The organism is Rhizobium sp. Root1204, from assembly GCF_001424965.1.
GTDB lineage: Bacteria > Pseudomonadota > Alphaproteobacteria > Rhizobiales > Rhizobiaceae > Pararhizobium.
In genome coordinates, this window is record NZ_LMCZ01000013.1 from 1 (window position 1) to 15,627 (window position 15,627).

Here is a 15,627-nt window from a genome sequence, read left to right on the forward strand (position 1 = left end):
CTCGCAAACGCAACGGCGAAACTGCTCGCAGACTTCAAGGCAAAGCCAGCCACACAAGTCCGAACCGAAAAAACCAGAACCGACGTATATTGAAGGGGACGCCGTCTTCCGGTTCTTTGCAGGCCGCCGACGGGTATGCGAGGAGAGTAGCAGTGAATACTAGACAGAGTGACGCCCAAAATCTTCTCGTCTGCGCGGACGGTGCGCTCGGCCATCGAGATTTTTCCTCGGCGCTCAACCTCTACAATCAGGTCTTCTCGATGGGATTCGAATCCTGGCCCATGCACGTAAACGCTGCCCAATGCCACAAGCGTCTCGGTGATCTCGACGGCGCTTTCCGTCACTTTGACCGGGCCTTCATGATCAAACGCCGTCCAGACAGTTGGGCCGGAGAACTGCCTCCAAACGTCGCCCCCGCTCCGAACGAACCGACAAGCGCGATTTTCGTATCGAACCTCAGGGATCAGCTCGATCATCTTAAAGGGCTTGGCCAAGCACCTTGGTACACTGATGCCGTTTCTGGCGAGCTTGCCGCTGCGGGGAATTTTCTGGAATCTGCTTATGGCCGCTCGGGTGCCGGTATGCTCGATTTCATTTCGCCCTGGGTAACGGCGATGCTGAAGCTCGCGCCCAACCGTCCGGCGCTCTCCGTTGACGGTGATCTCCTTTCCACCGACATGAAAATCCAGGAGATCCCTCTCTATGGCGGCGATGGCGACCGGTTCTATGTCATCGACAACCTTTTCAGCCCGCAGGCGCTGGCCGGTCTGCTTGAACAGCTATTGGCGTCCACGATCTGGTTCGACGCCCGGCCGCAGCGAAGCTATCTCGGTGCACATCTACATGATGGGCTGGCTACGCCACTCATGCTTGAGGTTGCCAAGAACCTTCGCGGAGTGGTCGAGAAGCTGGTTGGGAACGTGGTCGTCGCTCAGCTTTGGGCGTTTCGTTATCTCGCAAACTCCAAAGGCATCGACATCCACGCCGACCAAGGCGACTGGAACCTTAATGTCTGGCCTGTCAGCGAGGAAAATCTCGTCGACACCGGTGATCAGGGCGGGATGACGATCTACGACCTGCGCATTGCCGACGATATACCGTTTGACCAGTACAACTCGCGACCGGAACTCAACAAAGCTCGCATCGAGAGGGCAAATGCACACGCGCATGTGGTGCCATATCGCGGTAATCGCGCCGTCGTTTTTCCGTCGAAATATCTTCACAAAACGAATGCGGCTACGTTCGCCAATACGTTTGCGGGGAGACGGATCAATTTGACCCTGATGGCCGACAAGGCGGTTTGACAGCCTGTCCGGCCCGAACAGGCATTCTGGCGCTCACAGCAAGGCCTATCTCCGCAGCATTTGTTAGGGTTCAGCTAGAGCCACTGCGGGTTTCCCGCGAAGTGGTGCCCCCTGGCGAACGCCAGAACAACTACTGCTTGGAGGCATTATGTACAGAATTTCCGTCGACACAGGCGGCACCTTCACCGATGTCGTTGCAACCGACGAACATGGTCGGCTAACGATCGGGAAAGCCTTGACCACTCCGGAACGCAGCTTCACCGGCCTTTCCAACGCGATTGGCAACGCGGCTGACCAACTCGGCATCAGTCTTTCCAATTTGCTCGCTGAGACGAGAGTCCTTGTCTACGGGACCACACGCGCCACGAACGCCATCGTCGAACGCAAGACGGCAAAAACCGCGCTGTTGGTGACGGAGGGTTTTCAGGACTTGTTGGTATTCCGCAAGGGCGGCAAGCTCAATGCGTTGGAGCTGAATTCGAAAGTTGAGCCGCCTTACGTTCCGCGTCGGCTGACCTTCGAAATTCCGGAGCGCATGAATGCCGAGGGTGGCGTCGTCACTCCGCTCGATCTCGACAAGGCCCGCGAGATTATCGAAAAGCTCGGCCGCATCGGCATTGAAGCGGTCGCCGTCAGCTTGCTTTGGTCTATCGCCAACTCTGAGCACGAGCAAAAGCTTGCCAGGCTGATTGAGGAAATCCTGCCCGGCGTGCCGTATACGCTTGCCTCGGAGCTCAATCCCATCATCCGCGAGTTCCCGCGTACCTCGGCTGCCGCGATCGACGCGTCGTTGAAGCCTTTGATGCAGCGTCACCTCGCCGATCTGAAGACGGACCTGCTTGGATCGGGCTTCAAGGGCGAGCTGCTTGTGAGCTCTTCTTCCGGTGGCGTCATGCACATCGATGACGTTCAGCAGAAGCCGATCTATATGGCGAAGTCGGGACCTGCGATGGCGCCGCTCGCGGGGATCGCCTATACGCGCGCCGAAGGGTTCGGAGACGACGTCATCATCGTCGACACGGGCGGAACGACGTTCGATGTCAGCTTGATCCGCGACGGAACAGTGAAATACACCCGCGAAACCTGGCTGGGCGTACCTCTGCTCAGCACGATGCTCGGCATGGCCACTGTCGATATCCGCAGCGTCGGCGCAGGCGGTGGCTCGATTGCATGGGTGGACGCGGGTGGAATGTTGCGGGTTGGCCCGCACAGCGCGGGTTCGGTGCCAGGCCCGGCTTGCTACGGTCGTGGCGGCGATCGGCCGACAGTCACTGACGCTGCCGTGGCGCTTGGATACATCGATCCCGACAAATTCCTTGGTGGTCGAATGAAACTGGATCGCCCGGCAGCCGAGGCAGCGATCAAGACCGTAGCCGGGCAACTCGGGAAATCCGTTCAGGAGACGGCCTCTGCCATCATTCAGATTTCAAGCGAAACGATGATCAAGGCGATCGAGGACATCACGATCAATGACGGCGTGAGCCCGAGCGACAGCGTTTTCGTCGCAGGTGGTGGTGCCGCCGGCCTCAACGTTCTGTCGATCGCACGCAGCATGAAAGCCAAGAAGGTCATCATACCGAAGACGGCCGGAGCGATCAGTGCGGCCGGCGGGCAGTTCTCGGATATCGCAATCGATTTCTCCGCATCCTGCTACGCTCTGACGAGCGCTTTTGACAGTACTGCGGTGAGGGGTGCGCTCGAGGGGCTGAAGTCCAAGGCGAAGGAATTCGAGGACGAACTCCGCGAGAAGGGGATTGACACATTCCGGCGGCAGCTTTTCGTCGAGGCTCGATATACCCGCCAACAGTGGGAGCTTGAGCTTGAATTGCCGATCGCCTGGGCTGACGAGGCCTCGGATATCAAGGCCCTCGAAAAGTCGTTCGCCGAGCAGTACAAGCGCCTGTATTCCGTGGATCGTCTCGGTACCGATGTCGAGACCATCAACTGGCGTCTTCGCGTCGCTGCTGTACTTCCGCGGCCGCAGGCATCGTGGAGCGGTCCGGAAAAGGGTACCGCCATCATCGAGCGAAACAACCAAGTCTTTTTCCAGGCGACGGGGCTCGTTTCAACGAAGGTGTTGGACGGCCGCACTTTGCCGCTCGGTTACGTTGTCCACGGCCCGGCGATCATCGAAGAGCCGACGACAACCATCGTCGTCGAGCCAGACATGACCGGACGCCTGTCGGAACAGGGTAGCTACATCTTCGAATTCGGAGGCAATAATGACTAATCAGACCAAAACACGCGAGTTCGATCCCGTCCAACTCGCCATTATGGGCAACCGCTTGGACGCGATCGTTCGCGAGATGACGAGCACAGTCATCTTGACCGCCAATTCAAGTGTTATCGGGATGGCACGCGACTTCTCGTGCTCGATCCTGTCGGCGGACAGTGACATTGTCGGAGCGGCAGAAGCGCTGCCCGTGCACGCGTTTGGCAGCAACCTTCAAGGCAAGGCCATGCTGGAAAGCCATCCTGACATTCGTCCGGGTGATGCGTTTCTCAACAACGACCCCTACAACGGCAACACACACGCTGCGGACCACACGATCCTGGTTCCGGTTTTTGTCGAAGGCCAGCACATGTTCACGACTGTCGTGAAGTGCCATCAGGCGGATTGCGGCAACAGCGTGCCTACGACGTATTACGCTGCCGCGAAGGATATTTACGAGGAAGGCGCTATCATTTTCCCGATGGTTCGGGTCCAGCGTGATTTCGAAGACAATGATGACATCGTGCGCATGTGCAGGCGGCGCATCCGCGTTCCGGACCAATGGCATGGCGATTTCAAATCCGCGATCGCCGCTGCGCGTGTGGGCGAGCGAGCTCTTCAGAAGTTCGTCGAAAAATTCGGTGTCGAAGCTGTCAAGGAATTCCTCAATGCGTGGCTCGACTATTCCGAACGCCGTGCGGCGGCCGCAATCGCCAAACTTCCGGCTGCCACTCTCACACGCCACGGCAAACTCGATCCGCTCGGTGACTTTCTTCCGGACGGCGTGGAAATCTTCGTTCGCCTGACCATCGAACCTGAAAAGGGCATGGTCACCGTCGATCTTCGTGAGAACATCGATTGTGTGGATGCCGGGGTGAACCTGTGCCAGGCGACAGCGACCGGGATGGCAATCACCGGGATTCTCAACTGCCTGGAGCACGATCTTCCGCTGAACTCGGGAACCTTCCGTCGCATCAACGTACTGCTGCGCGAGAACTGCGTTGTCGGTATCCCCGAGTTCCCGCACAGCTGCTCGACTGCGACGACGTTGCTTGCTGACGTCATCTGCAACGCCGCGCAGTCGTCAATCGCGGAACTGGGTGACGGGTACGGTCTGTCGGAGTCGAACATGTTTCTCGGCGTATCGACTGGCGTGATCTCCGGCCGCGACGAGCGATACAACAATGCCGAATACGTCAATCAGATGTTTATCATGGGGGGCGGGGGACCGGCATCCGCCGTGGCGGACGGGCTCGAGGTGTTCACCGTCATCGCTGGTGCAGGGCTTTGCTATCGCGACAGCATCGAGATTTCCGAACAGCGTCTGCCGATTGTCGTCAAATCGATGAAGCTCATGCCGGGAACCGCGGGAGCGGGACGCCAGCGGGGAGGCGTGGCAACACGCGCGGAGTTCGGTCCCCGCAGTAACGACATGATGGTGATGCAGGTTACCAACGGTGTTGCGACAGGCCCACGAGGCGTTCAAGGCGGCCACGACGCTCTGCCGGGAGCCAACACCAAAGTACATGCCGACGGCAGGGAGGAAGTTCTTCCGGGGTATCTGGCATGCCTGCTCAAGCCGGGCGAAACTATCGTCGGACTGGATAGCGGCGGCGGCGGTTACGGCAATCCGGCCCACCGGGATCCAGCGCTCGTCAGGGAAGACGTCAGCGAGGGCTATGAGACGGTAGAACGCGCCCGTGACATCTACAAGGTCGCGCTGTTCTTCGACAACGAAGGTTTCGTCACCGGTATCGATCAGCAGGAAACGGATCGGCTTCGCGCCGCATGAGTGTCGTGGGAGGGGCGATCAATTACCCCTCCCACCTTCGTTTGGCGCGCAAGACCCCATTCATTGGCACTTGGAGTCAAGCCGACAAACGAGTGTCTGCAGTAGACTGACAGTAGGAAGTGCGATCCGGCGACCTTTCAAAAGGCGGGCGCAATCCAGCCAAGGCAGGTTGCCTTGGTCTCACTCTCTAAACGACGCATGGCAAGGCCATGGGTTTCAACGAGCGAAAACGCTCACAAGGGGAACGTTATGAGAAACAGAGGAATTAAGTCTTTCATTCTTGCGGTCGCCGCCCTGATCCCTTTCGCGGGACAGGCAGCAGCGCAGGAGCCACCGATTAAAATCGGCTTCGCCATCGCGATGTCTGGTCGCCAGGCTGTCACGGACGGAGACGGCTATCGTTTCGCTCAGCTGTGGATCAAGCAGATGAACGAGAAGGGCGGACTGCTGGGTCGGAAAATCGAGTTTGTAACCGCAGACAACAAGACGGACCTCGCTGAATCTGTGAAAGCCGGCCAGCAGGTCATTGCCGAAAAGCCCGATCTTGTTCTTGTGAGCTGCGACTACGACTTTGGCGCGCCGGCCGCCGTCCAGGTCCAGAAGGCTGGCCTGATTTCTGTGTTTCAATGTGCCGTCGATCCAAAGGCGGGTGTGCTCGGCGTCGGCCCGAATTCGTTTACAGCGGGGATTGCTTCCCAGCTGGACGGCGCGGTCATCGCCGACTGGAGCATGAAGGAAAAGGGCTCGAAAAAAGCTTTCGTGTTGGAAGACGTCGCGGGTGAAGCCCAGAAGTCCGCGTGCGCCGGCTACAAGTGGAACTACGAACGTTTGGGCGGCGAAATCGTCGGATGGGAGCAGTTCCGCTTTGACGACGCTTCGATCGCATCTCAGGTGAGCCAGATTGCCGCAGCTATCCGGGACAATGGCGCGGACAGTGTCATGATCTGCTCGCATCTGGGAGCGGGTGGTGCGATCCGCCAGATCAGAGCCGCCGGCATCGACGTGACCCTGCTTGGTCCGTCCATGTTCGATGGCGTGGCTTGGACGACTGCGGTTCCGGGGCTCACGAATTTCTATATTCCTACCGCCGTTATCATCGATGGTGACGCCCGCCCGGAAGTCGCCGCGCTCACAAAGGAATTCAAGGACGCATACAACGAAGCCCCGTCGAGCATGTTCGCCTACCCGATCTATGCATGGCTTGAACTCTGGGCAAAGGCCGTGACTGAAGTCGGAACGACAGAGACAAGTGCCGTTGTCGCAAAGATGAACACTTTCACGAACGAGCCCACGACCCTCGGTCCGCGGACGTTCACGCCGAAGCTGCACATTCAGACCTCCATGCCAATGCAGGTCTCCGAGTTCACCGGCGGCAAGCAGGTCTTCGTGAAGGAATGGTCTATTGACCAGGCCATCCCGGACAAAGTTCTCTACCGCGTCGGTAATTAATCTTTCCAGAGCGGCGGCACGCAATGATGCGTGCCGCCATCCGGTCGGCCAATGCTTCGGAGAATCGCGCGGTGGGTGCAAACCAAATTAACACTCGGGGTCCCGCCATCAGAACGGATGGTCTGGCCGTGAGTGAACTAACAGTGAAGTTCGGTGGCCTGGCTGCCATAAGTGACGTGACCCTTTCACTCTGTGTCGGTGAAATCGTAGGCCTTATCGGACCGAACGGCGCTGGGAAGACCACACTCGTAAACGTGCTGACTGGTTTTCAGAAGCCCTCTTCGGGCGAAGTCACCTTGAACGGGCACGAAACACGTAAGTGGGGAGCCTCCCGCTTCAGGCGCGAGGGCGTGGCGCGGACGTTTCAATCGGGCCGCCTTTTCGGCAAGTTGTCGGTTCTTGAAAATGCGGAAGTATCCGCGATCGCAATGGGCGCGAGCAGGGACAAAGCCAGAAAGCAAGCGGTCGAACTGCTTGAATGGGTCGGTTTGCGCGAGGTGCTGCAGAGGCCAGCGGAAAGTCTTGCATATACCGATCAACGCCGCCTCGACATCGCAAGAGCCCTCTGTTCCGACGCAAAATATGTCTTGCTCGATGAACCCGCAGCAGGGATGTCAGACACCGAATGCGACGATCTTATGCACCTTATCAGAGCCATGCCGCGTAAATTCGACTGCGCGGTTCTTTTGATCGAGCACAATATGCACGTCGTCATGGGGCTAAGCGACCGTCTTCATGTACTCGATGGCGGACGAACCATCGTCGAAGGCGTTCCCGCGGAAGTGCAGGCGCACGAAGCCTTCCTGCGCGCCTATCTCGGAGCGGAGATCGTGGAATGACCGGTACAGGAAACCATCTGGAGGTTCACGACCTCCATGTAAGCTACGGTCAGATCGCTGCGTTGCGCGGGGTCTCAATCCAGGTTGCATGCGGCGAAACCGTCTGCGTCGTCGGTCCGAACGGAGCAGGCAAGTCCACGTTGATGTCGGCGATCGCCGGCGGGCTTCGTTCAAAGGACGGTCGCGTAACACTCGGCGGGAAGGACATAAGTTCATCCCGGCCAGAGGACATAGCGCGCCTGGGCGTATCACTCGTCCCAGAGGGACGACGAATATTCAGTACGCTCACCGTCGAGGAAAACCTCAAGGTTGCTGGCTATCTTCGCGGCGACAGCAAAAGATCTGCTTCCGTGATGAAAGAGATCATGGAGATGTTTCCTATCCTCGGCGAGCGCCGTTCCTATCCAGCGGGTCGTCTCTCGGGTGGCGAACAGCAGATGCTGGCGGTTGGCCGTGCAATCATGACGGAACCGACCCTCATCATGGTCGATGAGCCCTCGCTCGGTCTCGCACCCAAGATCGTCGATCAGGTGTATGCGATGCTCGACAAGATCCGCCGTGAGCGTGGCGTCACGCTTCTGATCAACGAGCAGAGTTCGACCCGCGTCATGCAATACGCCACGCGAATATACGTTCTGCGTGGCGGATTGGTGCAGCTCAACGACGCAGCCGATAACCTCAGGGACGGAGAGGCGATCAAGAAGGCGTATTTCGGTTTCGCCGACAGCGGAGAAAAAAAGGCACAGCCATGACGATGTTTCTTCAGACCCTCCTCGACGCCATCAGTCTCGGTTCGATCTACGCTCTAGCGGCCCTCGGCATCGGGCTTCTTTTCGGGATCCTCAGGCTCGCGAACATCGCACATGGCGATTTCATCACGATCGGCGCGTATTCGCTGATCGTACCGACCACGTCGGCCGCCGCCGCCGCCGAACTGTATGTCGGCAAATGGCCATGGTTCTTCGTCATTCCCACCGTGTGCATCATCGTGGTCGTAATCGCGTTGTTGACCGAACTTCTTATCTTCCGTCCGCTGAGACACGCGTCTGCGCCCACCTTGATGATGGGATCGTTCGCGGTCAGCTATATCCTCCAGAACACCATCCTCATGTTCTACGGCTCTCAGTCCAAGGGCGTGAACCTCTGGAACGAAATCAACACCCAGATCATATGGAACGGTCTTCGCATACCGACGCTTCAGATGATAACCATAGTCGTGACCGTCTCTCTGATGGTCGCACTCACGTTGTTTCTGAAATACAGCCGGTATGGCATCCAGATGCGGGCCGCCGCTGAAGATTTTGCAATGGCGCGATATGTCGGCGTCCGCGCCAACCTCGTCATCGGCATCGCGTTTGCAATCAGCGGGATTCTGGCCGCGACCGTCGCCCTGTTGTTCCTGCCTCAGAGCGGAACGATCAACTATGTTTGGGGATCGCCGCTTGCCTTGTTTGCTTTCGTGGCGGTCGTCGTCGGAGGAATGGGTTCCCTTGTCGGCGCTGTGGCTGGCGGTTTTCTGATCGGAATAGCGGTCACGATGCTGCAGGCATATCTACCTTCCGACCTCAAGGCTTTCCGAGATGCCTTCGCATTCGGTCTCGTCATCGTCGTTCTGGTGGTTCGGCCGAACGGTCTTTTCCCCGCCCGAAACACGCAGAAGAGGGTATGAACGTGCGCACGACCTCCAAGTTTGGCCAGGCATTGCAGTCCTTCTGGCCCGCGATTTCACTCATAGCACTGATCGCCATAGCTACCGCGGTGGTATCCTTGCTCACTCCGTCGATGTTTCAGACCGTCTGGAACGAGATACTGATACGCATCGTCCTCGTGATCGGCCTTTACATTTTCATCGGCAATTCCGGCATCTTTGCTTTCGGACATGTCGCGTTCGCGTGCATCGGGGGATACATGGCTGCCTGGCTCACCATGGACCCGATGTTCAAGCAGATCATGCTTACAGGGCTGCCTGTATCCGTCCAGGAAGGACAATGGTCTCCACTGATAGGCGTTCTTGCGGCGACTGCTTTCGCCGCTTTCGTCGCCCTGATCGTTGGCGCTGTCATTGTCCGGCTTTCCGATATTGCCGCGTCCATTGCGACCTTCGCCTTCATGATCGTTGTCAACCGGGTCTATGCGAACTGGGACAGCGTCACCGGCGGGGTAGCTCCGCTGACGAACATCCCAGGCTTCGGGGGATTGTGGGTCACCGTCGCGTTCGTGGCCGTTGTTATCCTAGTCGCTTTCCTCTTCCAGCGTTCAAGATACGGCCTCATGCTGAAGGCGAGCCGGGACGACGAGGTGGCTGCTCGTGCCGCCGGGGTTTCTGTTTACGGAATGCGCCTGCTAGCCTTCGTCCTGAGTGCGGCGGTCGTGGGATGCGGAGGCGCACTTTACACTTTCTTCCTCGGCATCCTGAACGTGGACGCTTTCTACCTGAGCCTGACCTTCATGTTGCTTGTCATGCTGGTCGTTGGCGGTACCGAAAGCCTTGCTGGCGCTGTGCTCGGCGTTGTGTGCGTCAGCCTGATAGCGGAGCTGCTGCGCTCGTTTGAGCGTGGAGTTGCGATATCGGAAAGCGTCACCCTGTCGCTTCCCCTGGGATCGCAAGAGATCGGTCTCGGGATTTTCATGGTGATCACTCTGATCCATCGGTCGAGCGGCCTGATGCGCGGCAAGGAAATCGGTTTCCCGAAGTTTCTCCTCAACCACATAGAAAAGGACGCCGCCCAATGACGTCAAACCAAGCTGTGAAGAAAATTGCCATCCTGGACGACTATCAAGGCGTTGCGCTTGAAATGGCAGACTGGTCGGTACTGGATGGCAGAGCCGAGATCACGGTATTCCGTGACAATCTCGTGGAACCCCACGCCCTCATCGAGCGCCTCAAGGATTTCGATATCGTCTGTGTGATGCGCGAACGGGCTCCCATGACCAGGCAGGTGTTGGAGGCTTTGCCGAAACTCAAGCTCTTGGCCTCGAATTCATCGAAGAACGCGTCGATCGACATGCAGGCGGCTTCCGAACTCGGCATCACCGTTTCAGGTACCGAATACCTTTCCTATGGCACGACGGAGATGGCATGGGGCCTCATCCTGAGTGGCATTCGGCGGATACCGCAGGAAATTGCGGCGGTGAGGTCGGGAAAATGGCAGCATACAGTTGGTCAGGATATTCACGGCCGTACCCTTGGCATTCTTGGTCTTGGCAATTTTGGCAAGGCTGTGGCCAAGGTCGGTGCCGCCTTTGGAATGCATGTCATTGCCTGGAGTCAGAACCTCGATCCCGCACATGCTGCCGAGCACGGAGTGGAGGCGGTGAGCAAGAACGAGCTCTTTGAGCGGTCGGACGTCATCAGCATTCACATGGTCCTCAGTGATCGCTCACGAGGTATCGTCGGGAAGGCGGAACTAGAGCGCATGAAACCGAACGCCTGGCTTATCAACACGTCACGGGGACCGCTCGTCGACGAGGCGGCCCTTGCTGAGGTACTCCAGGCAGGAAAGATAGGAGGAGCAGGGCTCGACACATATTCGCAAGAGCCGCTGCCGGAAGACCATCCTTTCCGAACGCTGCCAAACGTACTCGCCATGCCGCATCTCGGCTATGTGACCGAAGATACCTACAGGCTTTTCTACGGCCAAACCGTTGAAAACATTATCGCCTGGCTCGACGGAAATCCGGTCCGTCTGAGCAACCCAACAGGCGCGCGTCCGTAAGAACGCTTCCCTCCGGACACCTTGGCGCGGTTGAGAGACCGCGCCATTTTTTGTCAGCTATTCCAAGTCAGAATTTCTAGCGGGTATTTTGGCTACGCATCAGGTGTCAAAGAAGACCCTATTCCGGCGCATTGCGTAATAGACTCCATTGGTGTGATAGCCGTAGGAGCTCAGGCCATCTGGCGTTCCTCTAGCGTCGCGGTTGACAAGCACCTGCTTTACAACAGTATTGGCCCTCTATCGCCTCAACTCGGATGAAATAGACGCGACCCGGGTTGGCAGTGCATCCTTGCCCCGACCCACGGATATCGCAATTCGCTGTCGCGAAAGATTCTTAGATGTGGGAAATCCGACGTGACTGAGCACGATTTAATCTCTGGCTGCCTTATAATAATGCGAACCTTTTCCGGCTGCTTGTTTTTTCGCCAAGGATCAAAAATGCGTAAAGACAGTGCATTTTCTCCTTGCGGACCCTTGCCGCGCACGTCAAGATCGACCCGAAAGGTTGGACCTGTCGTAAACTATGTTATTAACATGGTAACTTGACAAAACGGTCCACTAGGAGTGGATTGTGAGATTGTGCTCACTACAGGGAGGTAGCGATGAGCCTCGCGTTTCATACTGAATGTAATAAGGGTCCAGAACGCCTTGACTACTGGCGTGAGATGGTCTGCCGCCACCATGTAGCTGTCACGCCCACCTTTGATCGTGGCGCGGACTTCAACGGCCATATGCGGATCGATGACTGGGGCCCGGTCCAGCTTTCCGACACTTCGTTTTCATCGGTGGAGTATTTCCACGGTACCAGTGAGATCAGAAGCTCGGCGCATGACGACTTTCTTTGTGTGTTGAACCTGGAGGGGGCAGGTGCATTCGAACGGAATTCCGAGGTAATCCATTACGGTGCGGGCGATCTTCTGGTTTACGATACGAGCCAGGTTTATTCGCTCCGTTTTCCGACGGCGGCACGGACAATCTCGGCACGGATACCTCGTCCTCTCATGACCAGCCGGATACCGGAAGCTGATCGACAGTTTGCCGTCCATCTAAGCGCGGACCGACCTACTACACAGCTCGCAGCGAGTGTGCTTAAGAACGCTGCCACCCTCGGACGACTTCCCAGCGAAAGTCGCTGCCGGGAAATGGGCAACTCGCTTCTCGACATCCTGTGCATTGCGGTAAAGGATACCTTGGGGGACGATCAAGTTCCGTCTCCCGCCCAGGCGCTTATGCTGAAGCGGATCAAACGTGCGCTGTTAGAACAACTTGGCGACTGCTCCTTAGATGTGGAGTCGATCGCCAAATCGCAAGGAATTTCGCCACGCACCCTCAACCGGATGTTCGCATCGGAGGGGACGACGGTAATGCGCTGGCTGTGGAAGCAGAGACTTTCGGCGAGCTATCGCGCGCTATCCGATGGAACCGTCCGTCAGGTCACGGAAGCCGCCTTCCGCTTTGGGTTCAAGGATTCGTCTCACTACACGCGCGCTTTCAAAAAGGAATACAACCTTCAGCCCAACAAACTCGTGTCTCGCTGATCCTGACCCAGAGCGCCACAACCTCTGACTAGGCGCGCAAGGCGGGCATTCCGCCTTGCACGCTGCACCCAACCCGCACAAGGATAGCGAAAGTCCCTTCTGGGTGAGGAGAGTTAGAGTGACGGTCGAAAAACAGCTACGCTGGGGAGTACTCAGCACGTCGAGCATAGCGCGAGCGCAGGTTATTCCTGCGATAAACAGGTGTCCTAACAACAGGGTGACGGCGATCGCATCCCGTGATTTCGCTCGCGGCCAAGAGGTTGCCGCTCAGTTCGGCATCGATAACGTTTTTCGGGACTACCAAACTCTGCTCGACGAGGCGGAGATCGACGTCCTCTACATTCCGCTTCCGAATGCTCTCCATGAGGAGTGGGCGATAAAAGCCGCCAAGAAGGGAATCCCCGTTCTCTGTGAAAAGCCTCTCTCTACCGATGCAGAGAGCGCCCGGCGGATAGTGAAAGAATTCGAAGAGGCTGGAGTCACCTTGATGGAGGCGTTCATGTATCGCTTCCATCCTCTGCACAAGAGGGTGAAGGAGCTTGTCGCGGAGGGCGTCATCGGAGAACTTCGTGAAGTCAGGGCGCATCTTTCCACGAACAGGATGGCTGCCCCAAGCGGGGACAATATTGTCCTCAAGCCAGAGCTGGGAGGAGGAGTGCTGCTTGACGCCGGCTGCTACCCAGTAAACGTATGCCGCTGGATGTTTGACTCCGAGCCAAGGCGTGTAACTGCCCTGCAGGATATCGATCCCCGGTACAAAGTAGACGTTACGACGTCGGCGATCCTCGAGTTCGAAGACGGCAAGATTGGGCTGGTCACATCATCGCACCGCGCTGGAGGGATCAGCTTCTACACCCTGATCGGTACCCACGGCACGATCGAGGTGCCGAGGGGGTTTCTTCCCGGATGGGGTGACGTCGTGGACGAACCTCTGATTATCATCACTGATGGTAGAACCACCGAGCGTCGCCAGGAAGTCGTTCCTGCGCCAAGTCAGTATGAATTAATGGTGCAGGCGTTTTCGAATTCGGTCTTGGAAGGAAGCCCGGTTGTTTTCTCTCCGGCCGACGCAGTTGCGAGCCTCGCCGTCATCGATGCAATTGTTGCGTCCGCTGCTTCCGGCAGGGTCGAGCCGGTGAAAAGCACATAGTTGGCGAATCGGGAGCCGAGGCATCCGCGGCAGGGGGGCAGGGGGCGTGCAGCAAAATTCGACCAAAGCGCGGTTGCCTTCCAATCCTGGGCGTGGGCTCGGGATGCTGCTGCTGCGGGGGCGGGAAGCCTTGCTTGCGGAATATCGTCCCATATTCCGTGGGCGAAATCTTACCGAGCAACAATGGCGTATTCTCCGATTTCTGGAATTGATCTCGCCACTCGACGCGACCAGTCTCAGCGAGAAGAGCATGATCCTTCCACCGAGCCTGACGAGGATAATGCGAGATCTCGAGGCAAGGGGCTTGTTGTCTCGAACAGATAACCGCTCGGGGCCGAGCAGAGTCCTCCTGTCGATCACCGAGGAGGGACGCGAACTGGTCAAGAATATGGCTCCGAAGATCGCCGACGGGCTGGCGCAGGCACAATCGAAACTCAATCGAACCGAACAGCGGCAACTGCTGGCGCTGCTCGAAAAGCTTGCACGCGATTAAAGGCCGCCGCCACTAGGTCGAATATGCAGAACAACAACGCGATACAACTGTCATCTGATTAACATGTTAATATCTTGTTATCGTGGGAAAGTTGTTTAAATAGAAGTGAAACAGCAATTTTAGGAGTTATCGATGATCCCGCAGTGGAACCGTAATCCCGGCTTTAACATCACGCGAGCCAGCCACGTTGTCCTGAGCGCCCGTGATCTCGGAGCAAGCAAAGCCTTCTACGCCGACGCTCTCGGACTTGTAGTGACCGCGGAAACGAAGGACGCGCTTTACCTGAGGGGGCTGGAGGAGGCCAATCATCATTCGCTGGTTATCCGCAGAACCGATGGCGCCCCGAAGGCCGAGTGGATCGGCATGAGGGTCGAAGACGAGGCTCACATCGAGCTCGTCGCCTCATTCCTCGCCAAGGAAGGACTTCACCACGAAATCGCGGACGTGCCGTTCCAAGGCAAGACGCTCAGGTTTAAGGACGTCGTCGGAACTTCCGTGGAATTTGTTGCCGACATGCCCGTAGTGAATCGGAACATGCAGGAATTCCACACTTTCCGAGGCGGTAGTCCGCAGCGCTTTGACCACTATCAGTTGGTAACGCATGACGTGCAGGCTGCCAGTGATTTCTGGTGCAAGCTGGGTTTCCGTCTCGCCGAGTACACAGCACCTTCCGGATCAGACGAACTGTGGGGTACGTGGCTTGAACGCAAGGGCAACACCCACGACATCGTCTTCACGAACGGGCGGGGACCGCGTCTTCATCATTTTGCGTTTACAGTTCCCGACGTCGCCACGCTGATACATGCGTGCGATGCCACATCGAGTCTCGGTTATGACGACATAATCGACCGCGGGCCTGGCCGTCACGGACTGAGCAACGCGTTGTTCGTCTACTTCAGAGACCCTGACGGTCACCGGATCGAGTTCTTCACCACCCACTACCAGTTCATTGACGTCGAAACTCCACCGATCCGTTGGGACCTCTCTAACCCCCGCCGCGCGCAGCTCTGGGGCATGCCCGCTTCGAAGAGGTGGTTTTTTGAAGCGAGCGAGTTTCCCGACACTCCGGTATCAGACCCTCTGCTTGTGGCCGAGCCACTCACGCTCGAACGGTACCTGGAGGCTCAGAGCTGA

General features: G+C 57.6%; 13 protein-coding genes. All 13 read left to right on the forward strand.

The genetic code is table 11. The features are described from left to right. Positions 1-152 precede the first annotated feature (152 nt). Positions 153-1,304: a hypothetical protein gene (locus ASC96_RS14875; RefSeq protein ID WP_060503843.1), complete on the forward strand. Its 1,152-nt coding sequence runs from the start codon at positions 153-155 to the stop codon at positions 1,302-1,304. A 148-nt stretch (positions 1,305-1,452) separates the two neighbouring features. Beyond that, positions 1,453-3,534: a hydantoinase/oxoprolinase family protein gene (locus ASC96_RS14880; protein ID WP_060503844.1), complete on the forward strand. Its 2,082-nt coding sequence runs from the start codon at positions 1,453-1,455 to the stop codon at positions 3,532-3,534. Further along, positions 3,527-5,308, forward strand: a complete 1,782-nt coding sequence (locus ASC96_RS14885; RefSeq protein ID WP_060503845.1) for a hydantoinase B/oxoprolinase family protein — start codon at positions 3,527-3,529, stop codon at positions 5,306-5,308. Before ASC96_RS14880 ends, ASC96_RS14885 begins: the two co-directional genes overlap by 8 nt. 249 nt (positions 5,309-5,557) lie before the next feature. Then, positions 5,558-6,757: an ABC transporter substrate-binding protein gene (locus tag ASC96_RS14890; RefSeq protein WP_060503846.1), complete on the forward strand. Its 1,200-nt coding sequence runs from the start codon at positions 5,558-5,560 to the stop codon at positions 6,755-6,757. Positions 6,758-6,780: 23 nt separating this feature from the next. Next, positions 6,781-7,596, forward strand: a complete 816-nt coding sequence (locus tag ASC96_RS14895; protein ID WP_244482059.1) for an ABC transporter ATP-binding protein — start codon at positions 6,781-6,783, stop codon at positions 7,594-7,596. Further along, entirely contained in the window at positions 7,593-8,348 is a 756-nt protein-coding gene (locus tag ASC96_RS14900; RefSeq protein WP_060503847.1) for an ABC transporter ATP-binding protein, read from the forward strand. Before ASC96_RS14895 ends, ASC96_RS14900 begins: the two co-directional genes overlap by 4 nt. Next, positions 8,345-9,265, forward strand: coding sequence for a branched-chain amino acid ABC transporter permease (locus tag ASC96_RS14905; RefSeq protein ID WP_060503848.1), 921 nt, complete (start codon positions 8,345-8,347; stop codon positions 9,263-9,265). The genes ASC96_RS14900 and ASC96_RS14905 overlap by 4 nt, the downstream gene beginning before the upstream one ends. Then, on the forward strand, positions 9,262-10,329 hold the full coding sequence (locus tag ASC96_RS14910) for a branched-chain amino acid ABC transporter permease (RefSeq protein ID WP_060503849.1): 1,068 nt from the start codon (positions 9,262-9,264) through the stop codon (positions 10,327-10,329). Before ASC96_RS14905 ends, ASC96_RS14910 begins: the two co-directional genes overlap by 4 nt. Further along, a complete protein-coding gene (locus ASC96_RS14915; protein WP_060503850.1) occupies positions 10,326-11,312 on the forward strand; it encodes a D-2-hydroxyacid dehydrogenase family protein in 987 nt (328 codons plus the stop codon). The genes ASC96_RS14910 and ASC96_RS14915 overlap by 4 nt, the downstream gene beginning before the upstream one ends. Before the next feature lie 602 nt (positions 11,313-11,914). Next, positions 11,915-12,850, forward strand: coding sequence for a helix-turn-helix domain-containing protein (locus tag ASC96_RS14920; RefSeq protein ID WP_060503851.1), 936 nt, complete (start codon positions 11,915-11,917; stop codon positions 12,848-12,850). Positions 12,851-12,968: 118 nt separating this feature from the next. Further along, positions 12,969-14,000, forward strand: a complete 1,032-nt coding sequence (locus ASC96_RS14925; protein ID WP_060503852.1) for a Gfo/Idh/MocA family oxidoreductase — start codon at positions 12,969-12,971, stop codon at positions 13,998-14,000. A 46-nt stretch (positions 14,001-14,046) separates the two neighbouring features. Continuing rightward, positions 14,047-14,493, forward strand: coding sequence for a MarR family transcriptional regulator (locus ASC96_RS14930; RefSeq protein ID WP_156397486.1), 447 nt, complete (start codon positions 14,047-14,049; stop codon positions 14,491-14,493). Positions 14,494-14,625: 132 nt separating this feature from the next. Continuing rightward, positions 14,626-15,627, forward strand: coding sequence for a 3,4-dihydroxyphenylacetate 2,3-dioxygenase (gene hpaD / locus ASC96_RS14935; protein ID WP_060503854.1), 1,002 nt, complete (start codon positions 14,626-14,628; stop codon positions 15,625-15,627).

Coding starts and splice junctions, on each gene's coding strand:
- ASC96_RS14905 (WP_060503848.1), top strand. CDS start 8,345: ATGACGATGTTTCTTCAGACCCTCCTCGACGCCATCAGTCTCGGTTCG.
- ASC96_RS14890 (WP_060503846.1), top strand. CDS start 5,558: ATGAGAAACAGAGGAATTAAGTCTTTCATTCTTGCGGTCGCCGCCCTG.
- ASC96_RS14910 (WP_060503849.1), top strand. CDS start 9,262: ATGAACGTGCGCACGACCTCCAAGTTTGGCCAGGCATTGCAGTCCTTC.
- ASC96_RS14885 (WP_060503845.1), top strand. CDS start 3,527: ATGACTAATCAGACCAAAACACGCGAGTTCGATCCCGTCCAACTCGCC.
- ASC96_RS14915 (WP_060503850.1), top strand. CDS start 10,326: ATGACGTCAAACCAAGCTGTGAAGAAAATTGCCATCCTGGACGACTAT.
- ASC96_RS14880 (WP_060503844.1), top strand. CDS start 1,453: ATGTACAGAATTTCCGTCGACACAGGCGGCACCTTCACCGATGTCGTT.
- ASC96_RS14900 (WP_060503847.1), top strand. CDS start 7,593: ATGACCGGTACAGGAAACCATCTGGAGGTTCACGACCTCCATGTAAGC.
- ASC96_RS14895 (WP_244482059.1), top strand. CDS start 6,781: ATGATGCGTGCCGCCATCCGGTCGGCCAATGCTTCGGAGAATCGCGCG.
- ASC96_RS14920 (WP_060503851.1), top strand. CDS start 11,915: ATGAGCCTCGCGTTTCATACTGAATGTAATAAGGGTCCAGAACGCCTT.
- hpaD (WP_060503854.1), top strand. CDS start 14,626: ATGATCCCGCAGTGGAACCGTAATCCCGGCTTTAACATCACGCGAGCC.